We start from the raw sequence: 20,031 nt of genomic DNA on the forward strand, positions 1-20,031 counted from the left end.
GGTTCATCCCATCATGTGCAGGCCGAGAAGGACAAACGCGCCAATGAACACCGTCTCGGCGACGATCATGGCGATGGCAGCGGGGCCGACATCCAGCATCCGCGCCAGCGAGGTCTTGATGCCCACGGCGGCGATGGAGATGAGCAGCGCCCAGCGGGACAGCGCGCCCGCCGCCTCGGACACCACGGGCGGGATCAGGCCCAGCGAATTGATCGCGGCCAGCGCGATGAAGCCCAGCACGAAGCCCGGCAGCAGCGGCGGGCGCTTGCCATCCACCGCCGCTGCGCCGCTGGCACGGATCAGCAGCGAGGCCCCCAGCACCACCGGCGCCAGCATCGACACCCGGATCAGCTTGACCAGCGTCGCTGTCTCGCCGGTTTCTTGCCCGACGGAAAAGCCCGCGCCGACCACCTGTGCCACATCGTGAATCGTGCCGCCGATGAACACGCCACCTTCCAGCGGGGTCAGGCCCAGAGCGGCGGACAGCATCGGATAGACCACCATCGCCACGGTCGACAGCACCGTGACCGACAGCACGGTGAACACCAGATCGCGTTCGGATTTTTCATGTTTCGGCAGGATGGCGGCAATCGCCATGGCCGCCGAGGCACCGCAGATCGCCACGGACCCGCCGGTCAGCAGGCCAAAGCGCCAGCCGCGCCCGAAGATGCGGGCCAACAGCAGCCCGCACAGGATGGTGGCCCCCACGCCGCCCGCAACCAGCGCAATCAGCCCCGCACCCAGATCGCCCAGCATCTCGACCGAGACGCGCGCGCCCAGCAGTGCCACGCCCAGGCGCAGCACCGTGCGCGAGGTGACGGCGATGCCCGCCGCCGTGCGCGTGCCATCCTCGGCCAGAAAGTTGAGCGACAGGCCCAGCAGCAGCGCCAGCAGCATCGCCGGCGCGCCGTAATGTTCCGACAGGAACTGTGCAGTGGCGGCCACAAGGACCGAAACGATAAACCCCGGAAACAGCCCCCGGATACGGGACTGCGCGGGCGCAAGGGCGGTGATCATGGGAATGCTCCGGGGGAGGGGAGGGCGCGCGGCCACAGACGGGCCGCGCGCCGGATCGGATTACAGCGCGCCGGTTTGCGGGCGCATGTCCTCGCGGCTGATGCCTGCCACGACGACCGGCTTTTTCATCGCATCGCGGCGGAACGGCTCGCCCAGTTCCTGATTGAGCAGCACTTCGATGAAGGTGGTTTCCTTGGCCTTCATCTGACGATCGACCGCCGCGCGCAGCGCCTCGGTCAGCTCTTCGGTGCTGCGCACCTGCACGCCATGTGCGCCGCAGGCTCGCGCGATCCCGGCATACGAGGTTTCGCGGTCCAGTTCGGTGCCGACAAAGTTGTTGTCATACCACAGCGTCGTGTTGCGCTTTTCGGCACCCCACTGATAGTTGCGGAAGATCACCATGGTGATGGCGGGCCAGTCCTCGCGGCCACAGGCGGTCATCTCGTTCATCGAAATGCCGAAGGCACCGTCGCCCGCAAAGCCGATCACCGGCGTGTCGGGGCAACCGATCTTCGCGCCAAGGATCGACGGGAAGCCATACCCACAGGGGCCGAACAGGCCCGGGGCCAGATATTTGCGGCCCTGCTCGAAGGCGGGATAGGCATTGCCGATGGCGCAGTTGTTGCCGATGTCGGACGAGATGATGGCATCGGCGGGCACAGCCGCCTGAATCGCGCGCCAGGCCTGACGCGGGCTCATCAGCCCGGCATCGCGGGCGCGGGCCTCTTCGTTCCAGACGGTGCCCGGATCATCCTGCTCGTGATCGAGGCTCGACAGTTCCTGCGCCCAGCGGGATTTGGTCTGTGCGATCAGGTCGCGCCGGGCCTGACGGCCCTCGTCGCCTGCGGTGCCGGAGAGCTGCGCCAGAATCCCGCGTGCCACCTTGGCGGCATCGCCTTCGATCCCCACGGCGACCTTCTTGGTCAGGCCGATGCGGTCGGCATTGATATCCACCTGGATGATCTTCGCCTCGCGCGGCCAATAGTCGATGCCATAGCCGGGCAGGGTGGAGAAGGGGTTGAGCCGGGTGCCAAGCGCCAGCACCACATCGGCCTTGGCGATCAGCTCCATCGCCGCTTTCGAGCCGTTGTAGCCCAACGGACCCATGGCAAGCCGATGCGTGCCGGGGAAGCTGTCATTGTGCTGGTAGTTGGAGCAGACCGGCGCATCCAGCCGTTCTGCCAGCGCGGTCAGATCCGGGATGGCCCCCGACAGAACCACGCCCGCCCCCGACAGGATCACCGGGAACCGGGCCTCGGACAGCAGGCGCGCGGCCTCGGTCACCGCCCCTTCGCCGCCCGCCGGGCGTTCAAAGCGCACGATCTGCGGCAGGTCGACATCAATCACCTGCGTCCACATATCGCGCGGGATGTTGATCTGTGCCGGGGCCGAGCCGCGGAGCGCCTTCAGGATCACCCGGTTCAGCACTTCGGGGATGCGCGTCGCGTCGCGCACTTCTTCCTGATAACACACGCTGTCGGTGAACAGGCGCATCTGTTCCATTTCCTGGAAACCGCCCTGGCCGATGGTCTTGTTGGCGGCCTGCGGCGTCACCAGCAGCATCGGGGTGTGGTTCCAGTAGGCGGTTTTCACTGCGGTCACAAAGCCGGTCACGCCGGGGCCGTTCTGGGCGATGGCCATAGCCATCTTGCCGGTGGCGCGGATGTAGCCGTCGCACATCAGGCCGCCATTGGTTTCATGCGCGCAGTCCCAGAAGGTGATCCCCGCCTTGGGGAACAGATCCGAAACCGGCATCATGGCAGAGCCGATGATGCCGAACGCATGTTCGATCCCGTGCATTTGCAGCACTTTGATGAAGGCTTCTTCGGTGGTCATTTTCATGGCGTGTCTCCTCGATCCGCGCTCAGGCGCGTTCGTCGCGTTGATGGTAGATGTGATAAAGCCCCCACTGGCCGAGCCGCCGGAACGGCGTTTTCCAGCCTTCATGGGGAAGTTCGCTGCGGAAGATCGGCAGCTGCGGCACTGCCGCTTCCTGCCCGGCCACAAGCTGCGCCATGCGCCGCCCGGCCTGTGCCGAATACATCACGCCGTTGCCGCCGTATCCCAGCGCGTAATAGGCGTTGCGCAGACCCGGCACGCTGGTAATGCGCGGCATCATGTCGTGGCTGACATCGACCCAGCCCCACCACGAATAGTCCAGATCAATGCCGCGCAGCGCCGGAAACTTGCGGGCCAGCCCTTCGCGCAGACTGGCCAGATGGCGCGGGTTGGCGGCATCGCGCCCGGTGATGGCGGCGCGCGAGCCGATCTGCACCCGGTTGTCGGGCAGCAGCCGGTAATAGTGGCGCAGCGTGCGGGTATCGGTCAGCGGCGAGCCGGTGCGGAAGCCGCATTCCGCCAGTTCGGCAGGGGTCAGCGGCCGGGTGGTGATCGAATTCGACAGGATCGGCATCAGCCGGTCGCGCAGGCGCGGATGCAGCCCGCGTGGGGCATACCCCGCCGTCGCCACCGCCACCGCCTTGGCGCGCACCGTGCCACCGGGCGTGCGCAGATGGTGGATGCCGTTCTGCGTGGTCCAGCCTTCGACCGGGCTTGCCACATGCACCTTGGCACCCAGTTCGCGCGCGGCGCGCAGATAGCCGAAGGCGAGCTTGGCCGCATGGATCGCCGTGCCATCGGGTTCCCACATCGCGCCGTGGGCCTCCATGTCGCGCACCGCCGTCTCGAACAGCTCGTCCCGGCTCAGCATCCGCGCGCCATAACCGAAGGTGTCGCGCAGCAGCGCCGCTTCCTTGGCCAGCACCGGCATCATCCAGGGGCGGTGGGCGATGTAGTAATGCCCGCCGTCCTGCGGATCGCAATCAATGGCGTGATCGCGCAGCAGGCCGCGGAACAGATCAAAGGCCTCGGCCATTTCGGCATGCATGCCCTTGGCCACGTCGAGGCCCCAGCGCGCCATCCATTGCGAGCGTTTCAGCCGCCCGGCGGAAATCTGTGCCTGGCCACCATTGCGGGTGGAACAGCCATAGGCGACGCCGTTCGCCTCCAGCACATGCGCCTTGATGCCGAATTCCTTGGCCAGATGAAGAGCGCAGGACAGGCCGGTATACCCCGAGCCGATCACCACCACATCCACATCCATGTCGCCCGTCACCGGGCCGTCATCGGCAGGCGGCGTGCCTGCGGTGCCGATCCAGTAGGTGGGCGCATAGGCGCTGCCCCGTCCGACCGACGCATCGGTCATCGGATCGTATAAGGGGTTGTAGGGCTGCGACACGCGCCCCATGAAACTGCCTTGCATGGCGGTTGCTTTCCTGAAAAGTTTTGGGGGCTTACTTGGCCGCGACGACCGGGCGTTGCTTGCGGAAGGCCTGTTTCATCACCAGCTTGCCATCGCGGATGGTGAACAGATCGACGCCCTGCGCCTCGGTCCGGTTGCCTGCGGCATCGGTGCCGATGAAGGTCCATTCCGAAACGGCCCGGTCGCCCTGCACGAAATGGCTGTGCCCGGCCCATTGTGCATCGGGCATCGCGGTCCAGACCCCGACAAAGGCGCGGGCAATCGCCTCGCGGCCTTCGATGCGGGTGCCGAACACCTCGGGGCCGGCCACGGTGGTAAAGACGCAATCCTCGGCGAAATGTGTCATCACACCCGCGATGTCATGGCGGTTGAACGCATCGAACGTGGCTTTCAGATCGTCAGCGGTAAGGGTCATGGCTTTGGTCCTTTCAGTCGGTCGCATAGGGAACGATCAGCGTGGGGACGCGCGCGCGGCGCAGCACCCGTTTCGCCACCGTTCCGAGGAAGGTATGGCTGATCCCATGGGCATGGCTGCCCATCAGGATCATGTCGGCAGGCAGGCTTTCGGCCCGGCGCAGGATCGCCTCGGCGGCGAAACCTTCGATCACCTCGATCTCGTCCACCTGGTCGCGCAGCACCATTTCTTCGGGCGTCATCTGTGCCCAGAAGGTTTCCTGCCGTTCATCCAGCAGGCGGCGCGCGGTTTCCATCCGGCGGCGCAGGGCGTCTTCGCGCGCGGTGGGGTCGGTGATGAAGGCGGTCAGCGTCATGCGGGCCTCCTCGCTCATCGGTTCCACCGCGTGCAGGATATGCAGCCGCGCATCCAGCGCCTTTGACAGGCAGGCGGCATAGCGGAAGGCATAGGCCGAGGTATTGGACAGATCGGTCGCGTAAAGGATCGTGCGGATGTGTTTCAGCATGGCATTCCCCTCTCAATATCCAACCGCACGGGGCAGCCAGAGCGCGATTTCCGGGAAGACGGCGATCAGGAAGATCGCGGCGGTTCCGGCCAGGGCGAAAGGCAGGGCGCGGAGCGAGATTTCCTCGATCGACACGTTGGAGATGCCCGAAGCGATGAACAGGTTTTCCCCAAGCGGTGGCGTCTGGAAGCCGACAGACAGGGTGCAGATCATCACGATGCCGAAGTGGATCGGGTCGATGCCCATCTGATAGGCCACCGGCAGCATCACCGGGACAAGGATCATGATGGCGGCCAGCGTCTCCATGAACATGCCGATGATCAGCAGGAAAAAGATCACCAGCGCCCAGATCAGATAGAGGTTGTCCGTCAGCGACAGCATCGCATCGGCAATCACCCCCGGCACATTGTTTTCCACCAGGATGCGCCCGAAGATCGTGGCGGTGAACAGCACCAGCAACACACGGCCCGCAAGCCAGGTTGTGGTTTCCAGCGCCTCGTTCACCTTCTTGAAGTCCAACTCGCGGTAGATCACGCCGCCGACGAACAGAGTATAGACGATGGCGACGATGGCGGCCTCGGTCGGGGTGAACAGACCGGTATAGATGCCACCCAGGATCACCACCGGGGCCAGCAGCGCCCAGAAACCCTTGAGCGAAGCTTCCATGATGCGGCGCGGCGACAGCGGCTCGGCCGATCCGCGATAGCCAGCGGCGCGGCAGCGGAAGTAGTTGGTGATCAGCAGGGCTCCGGCCATCACGCAGCCCGGAAAGAAGCCGGCCATGAACAGTTTGGAGATCGACACACTCTGGAACGTGCCGAATTTCTCGATGGCTTCCGGCGGGGCTTGCAGGCCCATGGCCGAGATGCCGAAGATCACCATCGGGATGGACGGCGGAATGATGATGCCAAGCCCACCCGAGGCGGCGGTGATCGAGGCGGCATAGCCCCGTGCATAACCCGCCCGAGCCATCGCCGGGATCATCAACATGCCGACAGCCGCCGTGGTGGCCGGGCCAGAGCCGGAAATCGCGCCGAAGAACAGGCAGGCGACCACCGTTGCCGCCGAAATGCCGCCGGTGAACGGCCCGGCAAGGGTTTCGGCCACGGCGATAAGGCGGCGCGACAGGCCTGCGGCCTCCATCAGGGCGCCGGCCAGAATGAAGGCAGGCAGCGCCATCAGCGGGAAGGCTCCGACCGAGGAAAACGCGATCTGCACCATCTTGATCGGGTTGTCGCCCAGATACAGCATGGCCGCCAGCGCCGAGACGCCCAGACCCACGGTGATCGGCGCCCCCAGCGCCATCAGCAGGAAAAAGGTGCCGAACAGGATTTCTACAAGAAGGCTATCCATCACACGCGCCCTCCGGCCACAGTATCGGGCATTGCCTCGATCTCCACCTTGTCGGGGTCACGCGGGTCGCGGCCCAGCACGAGCTTGATGTAATTCACTTGCAGGATGCGGATCGTCATCAGGGTGAAGGCGATGGGCAGGATCAGGTAGACCCATTTCATCTGCCACCCGAGGGTCTGCGCCTTCACAAAGGGCTTCAGCGCGTCGATGAAGCGGATCGACTGGATGATGAACACGATGTTGAAGCCGATCCAGAACAGATCGCCCACCGCCTCGATCAGCCGGGCCACATGGCGCGGCAGGCGGTTCAGGTGGAACGACACCCGGTTGTGCGCCGCCATGCGCGCCGCATAGCTTGCGCCGAAATAGGCAAACCAGATGAACATGAAGACCGACAGCTCTTCGATCCAGGTGACCGAGACGCCCAGAACCTGACGGGCGCTGATCTGGATGAACAGCAGCGTGACGAAACCGGCCAGAAGCGCGCGGCAGAGATAGCTTTCCAGCTTGTCGAGATGGTGCCAGAACGATGCCATGGGGAACCTCGTGCGATAGGGGGAGGGGGCCGGGCTGCGCGCCCGGCCAGGGGCATCACTCGACGGCGGGGCGGCCAAGCGCGGCCAGCACGCCGTTCAGCACCTCTTTGCCGCCGATCGTGTCATAGAATTTCGGCCAGACCTGCGTGGTGGCGCGTTCGATGAATTCGGCCTCGCCATCGGCCGGATCGCTGATTTCCATGCCACGGGCCTGAAGGTCGGTCTTGATCTCGGCTTCCTTGGCGCGCAGGAATTCCGCCGAGGCCGCTGTGGCCACCTTGCCTGCCTCGCTCACCGCCGCCTGTTCTTCGGGCGACAGCGACTGGAACAGCTGTTCCGAAACGATCAGCGGTTCGATGGAAAAGATGTAGCGGATGTTGGTGACATATTTCTGCACCTCGTCGAACTTCATCGCGTTGACGGTCATGTAGGGGTTGTCCTGCCCGTCGACGACCTTCTGTTGCAGGGCGGCAAAGGTTTCAGACCAGGCCATCGGCGTCGGGTTGATGCCCCAGGACTTGTAGGTCTCGATCATGATCTCGTTTTTCGGCACGCGGATCACCAGATCCTGAAGATCGGCGACGGTGGTGACGGGGTGCTTGGAATTGGTCAGCACCCGGAAGCCGGAATAGGCCCAGCCGATGATGCGCACGCCTGCATCCTCGACCGTGCGGTCGACCATCTGCTGGCCGATCTCGCCCTGGGTGATGGTTTCGGCCTCTTCCAGCGACAGGATCACATAGGGCAGCGTCAGCGTGCCGACCGAGGGCGAAAACGGCGTGATGTTGTTGATCGCGAGGATCGAGAAATCCAGCGTGCCGGTGGCGGCGGCGGTGACGGTATCCTGCTCGTCGCCCAGCTGGCCGTTCAGGAACAGTTTGGCGCTATGCGCGCCTGCGGTCTTTTCAGCCAGCGCTGCTGTGAAGGCGAGGCCAAGCGCCTCTTGCGTGCCGCCTGCGCCGTCACCGACAGCAACGCGGAATTCCCGCGCCGAGGCTGGAAGGGCGGCGGTGATCAGCAAAAGGGCGAGGGCGGTGCGGCGCAGTGCGCGAAAGTGAAATGTCATGGTTTCCTCCCAGAACGGCCGACTCTTGCGTTCGGCCCTGCGGCACATTGTCATCCGGGGTGGCTTCTGGTTATATCCAGTTTGGATCACATTTAAGTCCAGAGGCGCAGGATGCAGATTGCGGGCGAAATGGCGGTCGAGATGTTCCGCGTTGACAAGACGCAGCGCCGCCCGTTGCAGATGCAGCTTGCCGCCTCGGTCGTGGCGGCGGTGCTGGACACGCGGGCGCTGCCCGGCACGCGGATGCCCTCCACCCGGCAGATGGCGGCGCATCTGGGCATTTCGCGTCTGACCGTGACGCTGGTGTATCAAGAGCTGGTGGCGCAGGGCTATCTGGAGCCGCAGCCGCGGTCGGGCTTTGTCGTGTCGCAGAAGGTGCCGCACCGGCGACTGACGGCGGAAGATCTGCCCACACCGCAGCGCCCGGTCGACTGGCGGCAATGGCTGCCCGATCTGACCCGCCGCCGCCAGATCACCAAACCACGCAACTGGCGCGAATATCCCTATCCGTTCATCTATGGTCAGGCCGATCCACGCCTGTTCAACCACGCCGCCTGGCGCGATTGCGCGCGGCGGGCATTGGGGGCGCGCGAGTTTGCGGAACTGGCGGATGACCGGCTGACCCAGGATGATCCGGTGCTGGTCGATTACATCTGCCGCAACACCCTGCCGCGCCGGGGCATCCGCGCCCAGCCCGAAGAGGTGCTGATCACCCTTGGGGCGCAGAACGCGCTGTGGATCGCGGTGCAGCTGCTGGCCCGGCCCGACCGCAGCGCCGCGCTGGAGGATCCGGGCTTTCCCGATTTTGCCGAAACGCTGCGGCTGGCGCAGATGCCGATCCGCTATGTGCCGGTGGATGGCGAGGGGCTGAACCCCCATCTGCTCGACCCCGATACCGGGCTGGTGATGATCACGCCCAGCCACAACATCCCCACCGGGGCCACCATGCCGCTGGCCCGCCGCCACGCCCTGCTGGCCGCCGCCGATGCGCGCGATTTCCTGATCATCGAGGATGATTATGAATTCGAGATGAGCTTTCTGGAGCCACCCAGCCCCTCGCTCAAGTCGCTGGATCGGGCCGGGCGGGTGATCTATGTCGGCAGCTTTTCCAAATCGCTGTTTCCGGGGCTGCGCATCGGCTATCTGGTGGCCCCGGCCGAATTCGTGCGGCAGGCGCGGGCCTTGCGCGCGATTATGCTGCGCCATGCACCGGGGCATATGCAGCGGGTGACAGGTTATTTCCTCGCGCTTGGTTATTACGATGCGCATATGGTCAAGCTGCGCGAAACCTTCCGCCAGCGGCGCGAGGCGTTGGTGGCGGCACTGGCCGATACCCCGTTCGAGATTGCGGGTGCGGCACGGCACGGCGGCTCCAGCCTCTGGGTCGCCGGTCCCGAAGGGCTGGATTCGGCGGCGCTGGCGACGCGGCTGATAGATGTGGGCGTGCTGATCGAGCCGGGGCTGCCGTTCTTTGCCGACCCGCCCCAGATCTGCCGCCACTTCCGCATGGGCTATTCGTCGATTGCCGAAGGTGACATCCGTCGGGGCGTCGCCCTGATGGCACAAGCGGCGGTGTGAGTGATGTCGTGATTTGCATATGAATTACAATATCTTGCTGACCTCCAGTCTTGCAGACAAATTTGCCTGCAAGACTGTCTGCATCATAGCCGCGCCACACAAAACCGCCTGAGAGCGGATGTTTTCCGCCCCCCTCCCTGCGCCCCGTCACCCTTCAGGGGGCTAGCCGCGGGGCCGCCATGCGGGGGACAGTCCGTGCTGGCATGAGGCAGCAGGGGGCAGGGCGCAAATGACGATGCAGGCGCGGATCGACGCAATCAGAAACCAGCCGGTTCCGGCACAGAGGCTGTTGATCAACGGCCAGTGGCAGGAGGGGCAGGACGCTGCAACCCCGGTGGTTTCGCCGATTGATGGCCGGCAGATCACCACGCTTGCCACAGGCAGCCCCGATGATCTGGATCGCGCGGTTGCGGCGGCACGCGCCGCCTATGTCGCGGGTCATTGGTCGCGGATGCCGCCACCTGCGCGCAAGAAGATCCTGCTGGCGATTGCAGACCGGCTGGAGGCCGAGGCGCTGGACATCGCGGTGCTGGGGGTGCGCGACAATGGCACCGAAATGGCCATGGCACTGAAGGCCGAACCTCTGGGGGCCGCCGCCACCTTTCGGTATTACGCCGAGGCGCTGGACAAGATCTATGGCGAGATTGCCCCCACCGCGCCGGATGTTCTGGGCCTGATCCATCGTGGCCCGGTGGGTGTGGTCGGGGCCATCGTGCCGTGGAACATGCCGCTGATGATCGGCGCGTGGAAGCTGGCCCCCGCGCTGGCCATGGGCAATTCGGTGGTGCTGAAACCGGCCGAACTGGCCTCGCTGTCGCTGTTGCGGCTGGCGGCACTCTGCACCGACTGCGGCTTGCCGGACGGGGTGCTGAATGTCGTCACCGGCAAGGGGGCGGTGGTGGGCGCGGCCTTGGCGGGGCATATGGATGTCGATGTGCTGGCCTTTACCGGGTCGAACGGCGTCGGGCGGCAACTGCTGCTCGCCTCGGCGCAATCGAACCTGAAACGGGTCTATCTGGAGCTGGGCGGCAAAAGCCCCAACATCATCTTTGCGGATGCGCCGGATCTGGAGCGCGCGGCCAGGGTGGCGGCGCAGGCGATCTTTCGCAATGCAGGTCAGGTTTGCGTCGCCGGTTCCCGCCTGCTGGTCGAGGCGTCGGTGCATGATGCGGTGGTGGAACAGGTTGCCCGCCATGCGGCGGCCCTGCGGGTCGGGGATCCGCTGGATCTGACGACCGAGGTCGGTGCGGTGTGCTCAGAGACCCAGCTGCGTCAGAATCTGGCGCATGTCGCACAGGCCGAGGCGGAGGGCGCGCACAGGGTGACAGGCGGCGCGCGCATCCTGTCGGACACCGGCGGCACATATATGCAGCCAACGGTGTTTGACGGTGTGACCCCCGACATGACGCTGGCGCGCGAGGAGGTGTTTGGCCCGGTGCTGGCGGTGCTGCCCTTTGCGGATGAGGCCGAGGCGGTGCGGCTGGCCAATGACACGGTGTTCGGCCTCGCCTCGGCGGTCTGGACCGGCAATCTGTCGCGGGCGCATCGGATGGTCGGCGCGGTCGAGGCCGGGGTGGTGCATGTGAACACCTATGGCGGATCGGATCTGACAGTGCCGCTGGGCGGGCATCGCCAGTCGGGCAACGGGCATGACAAATCGCTTCATGCGCTCGACAAATATGTGAACCTCAAGACCGCCTGGATTCAGTTGTGACCCTGTGCCGTCGCCGCCGCCGTTCCCCTTTTGCGGGTATATCCGGCGGACAGCACCGCCCGATATAAGAACGGAAATGCCACAATAACGAACGGAGGATGTTGTGAAACCCAGGGTAACCAAACTCGGCCATGTCGGTCTGACTGTCCGCGATATCGACCGGACCATCGACTTTTACAGCAAATATCTCGGGATGCGGCTGACCGAGAAATTCGAATATGAAGAGGTCCGTCTGGGCCACGGCGTTGCCGTGCAGGCCGGGGCCTTCATCCGCTGTGACACCACGCACCATGAATTGTCGATCTTCAAGATGCGCAAGGACATCCTGCCCGATGATGCACCGGGCGCGCCGCGTTATGGCTATGGCCTGCACCATGTCGCCTTCGAACTGGGCTCGCCCGAGGATCTGAAGGGGCTTTACACCCAGATGCGCGACGACGGGGTCGAGATCGTCAATTGCCGCAAGGGCGGGCCGGGCAATCAGCCGCGCTTTTACGCCCGCGATCCCGATGGCAACCTGCTGGAGTTCTATTGGGGCATTGATCAGGTGGGCTGGGACGGCGCCTCGCGCCCCTATGACCCGATCGAGGAGATCGACATCCTCAGCTTTGATTTCGAGGCCTATGTCGAAACCCGCGAAATCAATGCGGCCGAGGCCCGCAAGACCATCCGTTCCGGGATCAATGGCTGATCCGGCACGTCCTGTCGATCCGGTCGGGGTCAGGCTTTCACGCCGAAAGCTTGGCCCCTATCGCCTTGGCGCAGGCCACCAGCGGCCCGGCCATGCTCATCAGGTTGGTGGCCCGGCTTTGCGGCACCAGAATCCCCACCGAGGCCTGCGCGATGCCATCGGCGCCGCAGACCGGCGCGGCCAGACCATGCACACCCAGCTGCAATTCATCGCGCGAATGGGCATAGCTCAGCGCCCGCACCTTCGCCAACCGTTGCAGCGCCGCCTGTCTTTCGGCATCGGGCAGCGGGGCCAATTGCCGTTCGATCACCTTGGCGGGCAGGAAGGCCAGCAGCGACCAGCCACTCGCCCCCCGGATCAACGGATGGCGCGAGCCGGGATTGTGGCGCACCACAACCACATGCGTCAGGTCCAGCGCCTGATCCAGAACCACCGCCTCGTCGTCGGCCAGGCCATGCAGAACCACGGTTTCGCGCATGTCGCGGGCCAGCCGGGCCATTTCGGGTTTGGCAAAGCTCACGATGCTGGGCTGGGCCTGCGCGGCCACGGCCATGGCGGCGGGGCCAAGCACATAACCGCCGGTGATCTTGATGACATAAAGCCGCCGCGCCAGGGTCGTCAGCAGGCGATGCGCCACAGTGCGGTTGATGTCGCACAGCCGCGCGCATTGCGTGGCCGAAACCGGGCCGTGCGCGGCCACGGATTCCAGCACGGTCAGCATCAGATCGCCGGTGGAGCTGATCTCGCTCATGTCGGCCCTTTCTGGCCAGAGGCCTGTCGCACGCCACCCCATGTTACCCGCCGCAGGGTTTGGGATGAAGTTCAAATATCGGCCATCACAGTTCGAAAATCGGAGAAACCATGAAACTCGTCAGCTATCAATCTTTCGGTCAGGCCCGTTTCGGGGCCGTGATCGGCGCAGGTATCGTGGATATGGCGCGGGCAAGTGCCGCCCTTGCCGCCACGGATGCGGCGATCCGACCGCTGCCCGCAACGATCGAACCGTTTCTGGCGCAAACGGATGTGCTGGATGCCTCGGCCCGTGCCGTGGTGACAGCGGCAGAGGCCGGGGCGCTGGATCTGTATTGCCTGCCGCTTGACGGAACCGTGCTGCTGCCGCCGGTGCCCCGCCCGACCAAGATCATCTGCGTGGCGCGCAACTATGCCGAACATGCGCGCGAGGCGGGGCTGCAAATCTCGGACATCCCGATCCTGTTCCCGCGCTTTGCCAATACCCAGATCGGGCAGGGGGCCCCCATCGTCGTGCCCGCCGTATCGCATCAACTGGATTGGGAGGGCGAGCTGGCGGTTGTGCTGGGGCGGGGCAGCCATGGCCGCCGCATCGGCAAGGCCGAGGCGATGGATCTGGTCTATGGCTACACGATCTTCAATGATGTGTCGGTGCGGGATTATCAGTTCCGCGTGACGCAATATACCGGCGGCAAGAATTTCCGCCATTCCGGCCCCTGCGGCCCCTATCTGGTGACCAAGGATGAAATTGCGGATCCGCACAAGGTGCAGATCGTGACCCGCATCAATGGCGTGCTGAAACAATCGGCCAATACCGACACGATGATTTTCGATATTCCGACGATCCTGGAACATATCGCTGATTTCATTGATCTGGAGGCGGGCGATCTGATCCCCACGGGCACGCCGGCCGGGGTCGGCTTCAAACGCAATCCGCCCGAGTTTCTGAAGGACGGCGATGTGATCGAGGTCGAGGTGACGGGCCTTGGCATCCTGCGCAACCCGGTGGTGAACGAGGCGGTGATCTGATGTCGCAAGAGCTGTTCAATGCCGGGCTGGCGATCCGCAAAGAGGTGCTGGGGGCAGAGTATGTGGAAAAATCTCTGGGCGCAGCGGATGATTTCAACCGTGATTTTCAGAACATCGTCACCGAATATTGCTGGGGCGCAAGCTGGGGGCGTAACGGCGCGTTGAGTCGCCGCGACCGCAGCCTGCTGAACCTTGTCATGCTGGGTGCGCTGAACCGCAGCGAGGAATTCAAGCTGCATCTGAAAGGGGCGCTGACCAATGGCTGCACCCGCGCCGAAATCCGCGACACGCTGATCCACCTCGCGATCTATGCGGGCATCCCGGCAGGGGTGGAGGCCTTCCGTCTGGCGCGTCAGGTCTTTGCCGAGCTGGACGCAACCGCCTGATCCTGCCCACTGCCACCTGAAACAACCCCTGCCGACCGCGAGCGTCGGCAGGGGCAAAGCCCGGCAGCCATGCCCGATCCGTCAGGCGGTGCTGCGCAGGGGGCCGGTGGCCGCAGTCTTCGGCACGATGCCCTCTGCCACCCATGCGTCAAACACCGCGAGGGCCGCCTGCGCAAATGCCGGGGCGTTGATGTGGCAATGCAATTCCGTGCGGGACACATGCGGGCCCAGACTGCTGCGCAAGGCGGCGTAAAACCGGGCCAGATCGTCCGGCGCATGGGCCACCTCGCCCGGGCAATCCCAAGCCTCGACGCCATGCAGCGGCATCAACATATGCACCGGCCCTTTCGCCCCATTCAGCCGGACCGCGATTTCGCGCGCGACATAGGCGCGTTCTTCGGCATTGATCGTCAGGGAGGAGATCAGCTTGTTATGCACATGACGCGGGCGGTTCTGGAAGGATTCCGGCAGCGGGGCCCAGGTCGGCCAATCCACCAGATCGGCGGCGCCGGGTGCCACGATCTGCGGCACCCCGGCAGCGCCCGCACTTTCCAGCCGGGTCGCACCGCTGTTGATGATCGACCCGAACAGGCCATTGTTGAATTCCTGCAGGCACAGATCGAACACCATCACCAGTTGCCCGCTGCCAGCCAGGGCCTCGAACGCGCGCCCCCCCATGCCGGTCGAATGGAAAATCGCAACCTCATAGCCGCGCGCCTCCAGTTCCGGCTTCAGGATCTTCATGTAACGCAGGCAGGCATTGCCCAGAGAGGTGATGCCGATCAGCGGGCGTGCGGGCGATGGCGGGCGGGCCGCGCGGGCCGCCCCCAGCACCGCCCCCGCCGCCTGCGCCAGCGTGGAGATGCAGAGCGCATTCAGCCCGTAAAGCCCGCCCGCCCACAGGATCATCTGCACATCGCTGGGCAGGCGCTCTGGCGCGATGATGGCGGAAAAGGCGACGGTGGAGACGATGTATTTCGGCACGCCCAGCGGCAAGGTCAGCGCCACATCCAAGGCAAGATCCGTTCCCATCGAGCCGCCAAGCGCGATCATGCCATCAAAGGCCTCCTGTTCATGCAGGCGCAGCGCCAGCGCACAGGCGCCACGGGCCATCAGCGCCATCGCGGTGTTTTCATCGCCCGAGGCGATGACCTCTGCGATGGACGCTCCGGCGGCCGCCGCCACGTCATGTTTGGAATGGCTGACCGGGTGCCGCGTGTCCCCCAGCACCGAGACATCAAGGCTGATGGCATGACCGCCCTGCTCGCGGATCACCGTTTCGATGAAGGCCAACTCATCGGCCTTGGTGTCATAGGTGCCGATGATCAGAATGGTTTTGGTCTGGGTCATGGTGTCCGCCTGCGCTGTCGTCCGGTCCCGGAGTGCGGGCCTTTCCGGCGCAGTATTGCGGCCCCCCCGACAGGGGCATAGCCCCGCAAAGGGTGACGCAGGGCGCGGTAGCGTCACCGGCAGAGGGTATGTCGCGCCGATCCGGCGGCGGCTAAGCTGCGGGCAAATCAGGAAAAGCAATCCGGGCCGCCCCGACATTCCTGCGGATTGCCGTCCGGGTGCCCGGCGCTGCCCCATCCCCTCAGGAAAGACCGACCTATGACCACGCCCTGTTCTGCCCTTGTTCTTGATTTTGGCGGGGTGATCTCGCGCACCATGTTTGAAACGCATGACCTTACGGAACAGTCGCTGGGCCTGCCACCGGGGACGCTGGGCTGGCGCGGCCCCTTTGCCCTGCCCGGCGCGGATCCGGTCTGGGAGGCGATGCAGGCCGGGCAGATCACCGAGCGCGACTACTGGATGCGCCGCATGGCCGAAACCGGCGCTTTGGTGGGCGAAGACTGGACGGAATTCCCGCAGTTCATTGCCCGCGCCCGGGGCAATGACCCCGCCGCTGTGATCCGGCCGGAGTTTCTGCATGCCATCGCCCGCGCCAAGGCGGGCGGCAAACGGCTGGCGATCCTGTCGAACGAACTGGACCTGTTCTACGGGGCGGGTTTCCGCGACCGGCTGCCGTTCATGGCCGATTTCGAGCTGATCGTGGACGCCACCTATACCGGTATCCTGAAGCCGGACCACCGCGCCTATGGCTTTGTCACCGACGGGCTGGGGCTGGCGGCGGCGGATTGTGTGTTTGTGGATGACCAGATGAAAAACATCCGGGGCGGGCAGGCGGCAGGCATGACATGCGTGGCGTTTGATGTGACCGATCCGGCCCGCAGCTATGCCGAGGCGCTGGCTCTTCTGGGTGTGTGACGGCCTGACCCGCCCTCTGAGCCACCTGTTCGATATCCGGGCGCTTTTTCACCCGGTTTCGGGCATCCCGTGCAGTCGCCGCTTGGAAGACCGCGGCGGATCCCCTTCAATATGACCATTCCATGATACTCCGGCACACGGGGCTCAGCAACAGGGGGGTATTCCAGATGCACGCAGAATCCACGCTCGGCGCCATGTCGGAAATGGTCTCCATCATCGGCGATCCCGCCTTCGGCGACCGCTTTTTCGGAATTGTGGAACGCATGATCGGGGCCGATCACTGCACCGTGTTCGTGTCGCATGGCGGCGGGGTACAGACGCTGGTGGCCGAGGCGCAGACCGATGCCGCCGCCGCACGGGTGCGTCAACTGGCCGGTCTTTACAGCGAGCGCGGCTATCGCACCGATCCGGTGTGGAACCGCGCGTCGCCCCGCCCGACAGAAACGGCGGTCCATGCCGAAGTGATCGCGCCAGGGTATTTTGCCGATCCGGCCTATCGGCGTGAATTCTATGAAAAACCCAACATCATGGAAGAGATTGCCCTGTCGGCAGAGGTCGGTTGCGGGCGGCGGGTCTATGCGAGTTTCTACCGCGAACAGGGGCGGGCGCGCTTTTCGGAAGCCGAGATTTCGGCCTTGCAGGCCAGCGCGCCGGTGACAATGCAGGTGCTGGCCAAACACGCGGACCTCACACATGCCGTGGCTGCGCCCAGCCGGTCGCTGTCGCGCGAAGACCTGCTGCGGCGTGTGCAGCAAGCGATGATGGACGAGAACAGCCTGCTGACCCAGCGCGAGGCCGAAGTCTGCACCGGGATCGTGCTGGGATACACCATTCTCGGGCTGAGCCTGAATATGGGGATCAGCGTGAACACCGTGGCGACCCATCGCAAGCGGGCCTATGCGAAACTGCGCATCTCCAGCCAGAACGAGCTGTTTGCGCATTATTTCTCGTTGGTCGAAAACCTGTCGTGATCTGCGCCGGGCTGCCGCCCGTCACCCGCGATACTGGCGGGCCAGCTGCCGCAGGGCGGTGGCAAACAGCGTCACATCGATGCCGACACCGACGAAATTCGCCCCTGCCGCCGTGCAGTCGGCGATGAAGCCCGCATCGGTGCTCAGCACCCCGGCGCTGCGTCCGGCGGCGCGGATCCGGCGCAGCGCGTCGAGCACCGCCGCCTTCACCTCGGGGTGGCCGGGGTTGCCCAGATGCCGCAGATCCGCGGCCAGATCCGACGGGCCGATGAACACGCCATCCACCCCCGGCACCGCCAGAATATCGTCCAGCGCCGCGAGGCCCGCCCGGCTTTCCACCTGAAGCAGCAGGCAGATCTGCGCATTGGCGCTGGTCAGGTAATCCGGGATTGCCGCAAAGCGCGAGGCGCGGGCCAGGGCAGAGCCGACACCGCGGATGCCTTCGGGTGCATAGCGGGTGGCGCGCAGAATCGCTTCGGCCTGCGCCCCGGTTTCCACCATCGGCACCAGCAGCGTCTGCGCGCCGATATCCAGCGCCTGTTTGATCTTGGCCGGATCATCATCGGGCAGGCGCAGGATCGGCACCGGGCCTTTGCCCTCGATCACCGCCAGTTGGGCCGACAGCGAGCGGATGTCGTTGGGCGCATGTTCGCCATCGATCAGCAGCCAGTCGAAATCGGCACTGGCGGCAATTTCGGCGGCATAGGCATCGGCCAGACCGAGCCAGATGCCATGCAGCACGTCGCCTTTTGCAAGGCGGTGTTTCAGCGTGTTCACGGGGGCAGGCATGGGCACCTCAGAAGCTCAGGGAAACATGGCCGAAGCGGCCGAAATCGGCGGCAAACCGGCTGCCGGGCGGGGCCTCGATGGGGCGGATGAAGCTGCCCGACAGCAGGATGTCACCCGCCGCGATGCCCTGACCATACCGCGCCAGCCGATGTACCAGCCACAGGATGCCGGTGACCGGATCGTTCAGCACGCCCGCGCCCAGCCCGGTTTCCTCCACCACGCCATCGCGGCTGACAATCGCCCCGATCCAGCGCAGATCGAAGGTCTCGACGGCATGGCGCTGCGGCCCCAGCACGATCCCGGCATTGGCGGCATTGTCGCTGACGGTATCAAAGATCACCCGCGCGCGGCCTGTGGCCGGATCGGCGCGCAGGATGCGGGTATCGAGGATCTCAAGGCTGGGGGCCACGTAATCGGTGGCGGCCAGCACCTCGTCGCGCGTGACCTGCGCCCCCGCAAGCGGTGCCTTCATCACAAAGGCAATCTCGGCCTCGATCCGCGGCTGGATGAACCGGCCCGGCGGGATGGAGGCGCCATCGGCAAACAGCATGTCGGCCAACAGCACCCCGGAATCCGGTGTGGTGATGTTCAGCGCAGTTTGCATGGCGCGCGAGGTCAGGCCGATCTTCCAGCCGATCACCCGCCCGCCCGCCGCCTGTTTGCGCGCAACAAGGGCTGCCTGCACCGCATAGGCATCGTCCAGCGTGATCGCGGGATAGAGCAGCGACAGCAGCCCGCATTGGCGGCCCGTCAGCTCGGCCTGCAACAGCATTCCGGCAGCGGCGTCGATCTGATCGGGGGTCATCATTCGTCGGCCACCCCATTGCGCAGCAGGCCGATGCCCGGCACCTCTACCTCGACCACATCACCGGGGCAGAGCCAGACCGGCGGATCAAACCGCGCGCCTGCGCCGGTGGGCGTGCCGGTCACGATGATGTCACCCGGCACCAGCGTGGTGAAGGTCGAGATATAGGCGATCTGCCGCGCCACCGGAAACAGCATCCGCCCGGTGCGGTCGCTTTGCCGCACTGCGCCATTCACCCGTGTTGTCAGTTCCACATCCACGATCTGCGCCGGATCGGTGAAGGGCACCAGCCACGGCCCGATCGCGCCCGAGGCATCCCAGTTCTTGCCCTGCGTCACGTTGAATTTCGCATGGCGCACCCAATCGCGGATCGTGCCTTCGTTGCACAGGGTCAGCCCCGCGATATGCGACAGCGCCTGATCTTCAGCGATGCGGCGGCCGCCCCTGCCGATCACCACCGCAATCTCGCCCTCGTAATCCAGTTGCGGGCTTTCGGGCGGGCGGATCAGCGGCGCGCTATGGCCGGTAAAGCTGCGGGCAAAGCGCGGGAACAGGCTCATGTTCGGGGGCGCGTCCTGCCCGTCCTTGTATTCGGCATTGCGGTCAGGAAAGTTGACGCCGACGCAGATGATCTTTTCGGGGTCGGGCACCGGAATGTCATGGCGATAACTGCCATCGGCATGGGTGATGGCGCGGCCCTCTGCGGCGGCCAGAACCTGCCCGATGGCCTGCGCCTCGATCACGTTGCGCAGGGTTTTCCACTGCGGAAACGCATCCGACAGCGCGATGACGCCGCCCGGCGCGGTGACGCCCCAATGCTGGCTGCCGGTGGCGGTAAAGGTGACAAGGTTCATGCGGTGCCCCTGGGGCAAAATGGTTTCAGATCATCATCACGCCGA

The 20,031-nt window shown here is 65.1% G+C and carries 20 protein-coding genes; 7 read left to right on the plus strand and 13 right to left on the minus strand.

What is annotated here, in order from left to right; all coding sequences use genetic code 11:
* Positions 1-3: 3 nt before the first annotated feature.
* From KM031_RS16770 to KM031_RS16805, 8 genes are read right to left on the minus strand one after another with little or no spacing between them, the layout of a single operon-like run.
* Positions 4-1,017, minus strand: coding sequence for a YeiH family protein (locus KM031_RS16770; protein WP_215505358.1), 1,014 nt, complete (start codon positions 1,015-1,017; stop codon positions 4-6).
* A gap of 60 nt (positions 1,018-1,077) precedes the next feature.
* The gene (gene xsc, locus KM031_RS16775; RefSeq protein ID WP_215505357.1) at positions 1,078-2,859 is read right to left on the minus strand and encodes a sulfoacetaldehyde acetyltransferase; all 1,782 of its coding nucleotides are present in this window, start codon (positions 2,857-2,859) and stop codon (positions 1,078-1,080) included.
* A gap of 22 nt (positions 2,860-2,881) precedes the next feature.
* A complete protein-coding gene (locus KM031_RS16780; protein WP_215505356.1) occupies positions 2,882-4,279 on the minus strand; it encodes an NAD(P)/FAD-dependent oxidoreductase in 1,398 nt (465 codons plus the stop codon).
* 31 nt (positions 4,280-4,310) lie between these two features.
* Positions 4,311-4,694 (minus strand): nuclear transport factor 2 family protein, encoded by a 384-nt coding sequence (locus KM031_RS16785; RefSeq protein WP_215505355.1) that lies wholly within the window; start codon positions 4,692-4,694, stop codon positions 4,311-4,313.
* A gap of 13 nt (positions 4,695-4,707) precedes the next feature.
* On the minus strand, positions 4,708-5,199 hold the full coding sequence (locus tag KM031_RS16790) for a universal stress protein (protein WP_215505354.1): 492 nt from the start codon (positions 5,197-5,199) through the stop codon (positions 4,708-4,710).
* Between the two features lie 12 nt (positions 5,200-5,211).
* Entirely contained in the window at positions 5,212-6,552 is a 1,341-nt protein-coding gene (locus tag KM031_RS16795; protein ID WP_215505353.1) for a TRAP transporter large permease, read from the minus strand.
* Positions 6,552-7,088, minus strand: coding sequence for a TRAP transporter small permease (locus KM031_RS16800; protein ID WP_215505352.1), 537 nt, complete (start codon positions 7,086-7,088; stop codon positions 6,552-6,554). The genes KM031_RS16795 and KM031_RS16800 overlap by 1 nt, the downstream gene beginning before the upstream one ends.
* Before the next feature lie 55 nt (positions 7,089-7,143).
* Positions 7,144-8,154 (minus strand): TRAP transporter substrate-binding protein, encoded by a 1,011-nt coding sequence (locus KM031_RS16805; RefSeq protein WP_215505351.1) that lies wholly within the window; start codon positions 8,152-8,154, stop codon positions 7,144-7,146.
* Positions 8,155-8,271: 117 nt separating this feature from the next.
* Here KM031_RS16805 and pdxR point away from each other — a divergent pair, with 117 nt between their 5' ends.
* The 3 genes from pdxR to KM031_RS16820 all read left to right on the plus strand — a co-directional run bounded on the left by pdxR (position 8,272) and on the right by KM031_RS16820 (position 12,137).
* On the plus strand, positions 8,272-9,732 hold the full coding sequence (gene pdxR / locus KM031_RS16810) for a MocR-like pyridoxine biosynthesis transcription factor PdxR (RefSeq protein WP_371879022.1): 1,461 nt from the start codon (positions 8,272-8,274) through the stop codon (positions 9,730-9,732).
* A gap of 235 nt (positions 9,733-9,967) precedes the next feature.
* Positions 9,968-11,446 carry an aldehyde dehydrogenase family protein gene (locus KM031_RS16815; protein WP_260692175.1) on the plus strand — a complete coding sequence of 493 codons (1,479 nt, stop codon included), beginning with the start codon at positions 9,968-9,970 and terminating at the stop codon, positions 11,444-11,446.
* Positions 11,447-11,549: 103 nt separating this feature from the next.
* Positions 11,550-12,137 carry a VOC family protein gene (locus KM031_RS16820; protein WP_215505349.1) on the plus strand — a complete coding sequence of 196 codons (588 nt, stop codon included), beginning with the start codon at positions 11,550-11,552 and terminating at the stop codon, positions 12,135-12,137.
* 37 nt (positions 12,138-12,174) lie between these two features.
* Here KM031_RS16820 and KM031_RS16825 read toward each other — a convergent pair whose 3' ends face one another.
* On the minus strand, positions 12,175-12,888 hold the full coding sequence (locus KM031_RS16825) for an IclR family transcriptional regulator (protein WP_215505348.1): 714 nt from the start codon (positions 12,886-12,888) through the stop codon (positions 12,175-12,177).
* A gap of 110 nt (positions 12,889-12,998) precedes the next feature.
* Here KM031_RS16825 and KM031_RS16830 point away from each other — a divergent pair, with 110 nt between their 5' ends.
* Both KM031_RS16830 and KM031_RS16835 read left to right on the plus strand, forming a co-directional pair.
* Positions 12,999-13,916, plus strand: a complete 918-nt coding sequence (locus KM031_RS16830) for a fumarylacetoacetate hydrolase family protein (protein ID WP_215505347.1) — start codon at positions 12,999-13,001, stop codon at positions 13,914-13,916.
* Complete coding sequence (locus KM031_RS16835) at positions 13,916-14,302, plus strand: carboxymuconolactone decarboxylase family protein (protein ID WP_215505346.1); 387 nt, start codon at positions 13,916-13,918, stop codon at positions 14,300-14,302. Before KM031_RS16830 ends, KM031_RS16835 begins: the two co-directional genes overlap by 1 nt.
* Positions 14,303-14,383: 81 nt before the next feature.
* Here KM031_RS16835 and KM031_RS16840 read toward each other — a convergent pair whose 3' ends face one another.
* A complete protein-coding gene (locus tag KM031_RS16840) occupies positions 14,384-15,652 on the minus strand; it encodes a Tm-1-like ATP-binding domain-containing protein (protein WP_215505345.1) in 1,269 nt (422 codons plus the stop codon).
* 258 nt (positions 15,653-15,910) lie between these two features.
* Between KM031_RS16840 and KM031_RS16845 the strand changes: the two genes are divergently transcribed.
* Together KM031_RS16845 and KM031_RS16850 are read left to right on the plus strand one after the other, a co-directional pair.
* Positions 15,911-16,567 (plus strand): HAD-IA family hydrolase, encoded by a 657-nt coding sequence (locus tag KM031_RS16845; protein ID WP_215505344.1) that lies wholly within the window; start codon positions 15,911-15,913, stop codon positions 16,565-16,567.
* A 167-nt stretch (positions 16,568-16,734) separates the two neighbouring features.
* Complete coding sequence (locus KM031_RS16850) at positions 16,735-17,538, plus strand: helix-turn-helix transcriptional regulator (protein WP_215505343.1); 804 nt, start codon at positions 16,735-16,737, stop codon at positions 17,536-17,538.
* Between the two features lie 21 nt (positions 17,539-17,559).
* On the opposite strand, the gene KM031_RS16855 is transcribed toward KM031_RS16850, so the two are convergent.
* From KM031_RS16855 to KM031_RS16865, 3 genes are read right to left on the minus strand one after another with little or no spacing between them, the layout of a single operon-like run.
* On the minus strand, positions 17,560-18,327 hold the full coding sequence (locus tag KM031_RS16855) for an aldolase/citrate lyase family protein (RefSeq protein WP_215505342.1): 768 nt from the start codon (positions 18,325-18,327) through the stop codon (positions 17,560-17,562).
* Positions 18,328-18,334: 7 nt separating this feature from the next.
* Positions 18,335-19,132 carry a 2-oxo-hept-4-ene-1,7-dioate hydratase gene (hpaH, locus tag KM031_RS16860; RefSeq protein WP_215505450.1) on the minus strand — a complete coding sequence of 266 codons (798 nt, stop codon included), beginning with the start codon at positions 19,130-19,132 and terminating at the stop codon, positions 18,335-18,337.
* Positions 19,132-19,986, minus strand: coding sequence for a fumarylacetoacetate hydrolase family protein (locus KM031_RS16865; RefSeq protein WP_215505341.1), 855 nt, complete (start codon positions 19,984-19,986; stop codon positions 19,132-19,134). Before KM031_RS16865 ends, hpaH begins: the two co-directional genes overlap by 1 nt.
* Between the last annotated feature and the right edge of the window lie 45 nt (positions 19,987-20,031).

Source organism: Gemmobacter fulvus (assembly GCF_018798885.1).
Lineage (GTDB): Bacteria > Pseudomonadota > Alphaproteobacteria > Rhodobacterales > Rhodobacteraceae > Gemmobacter > Gemmobacter fulvus.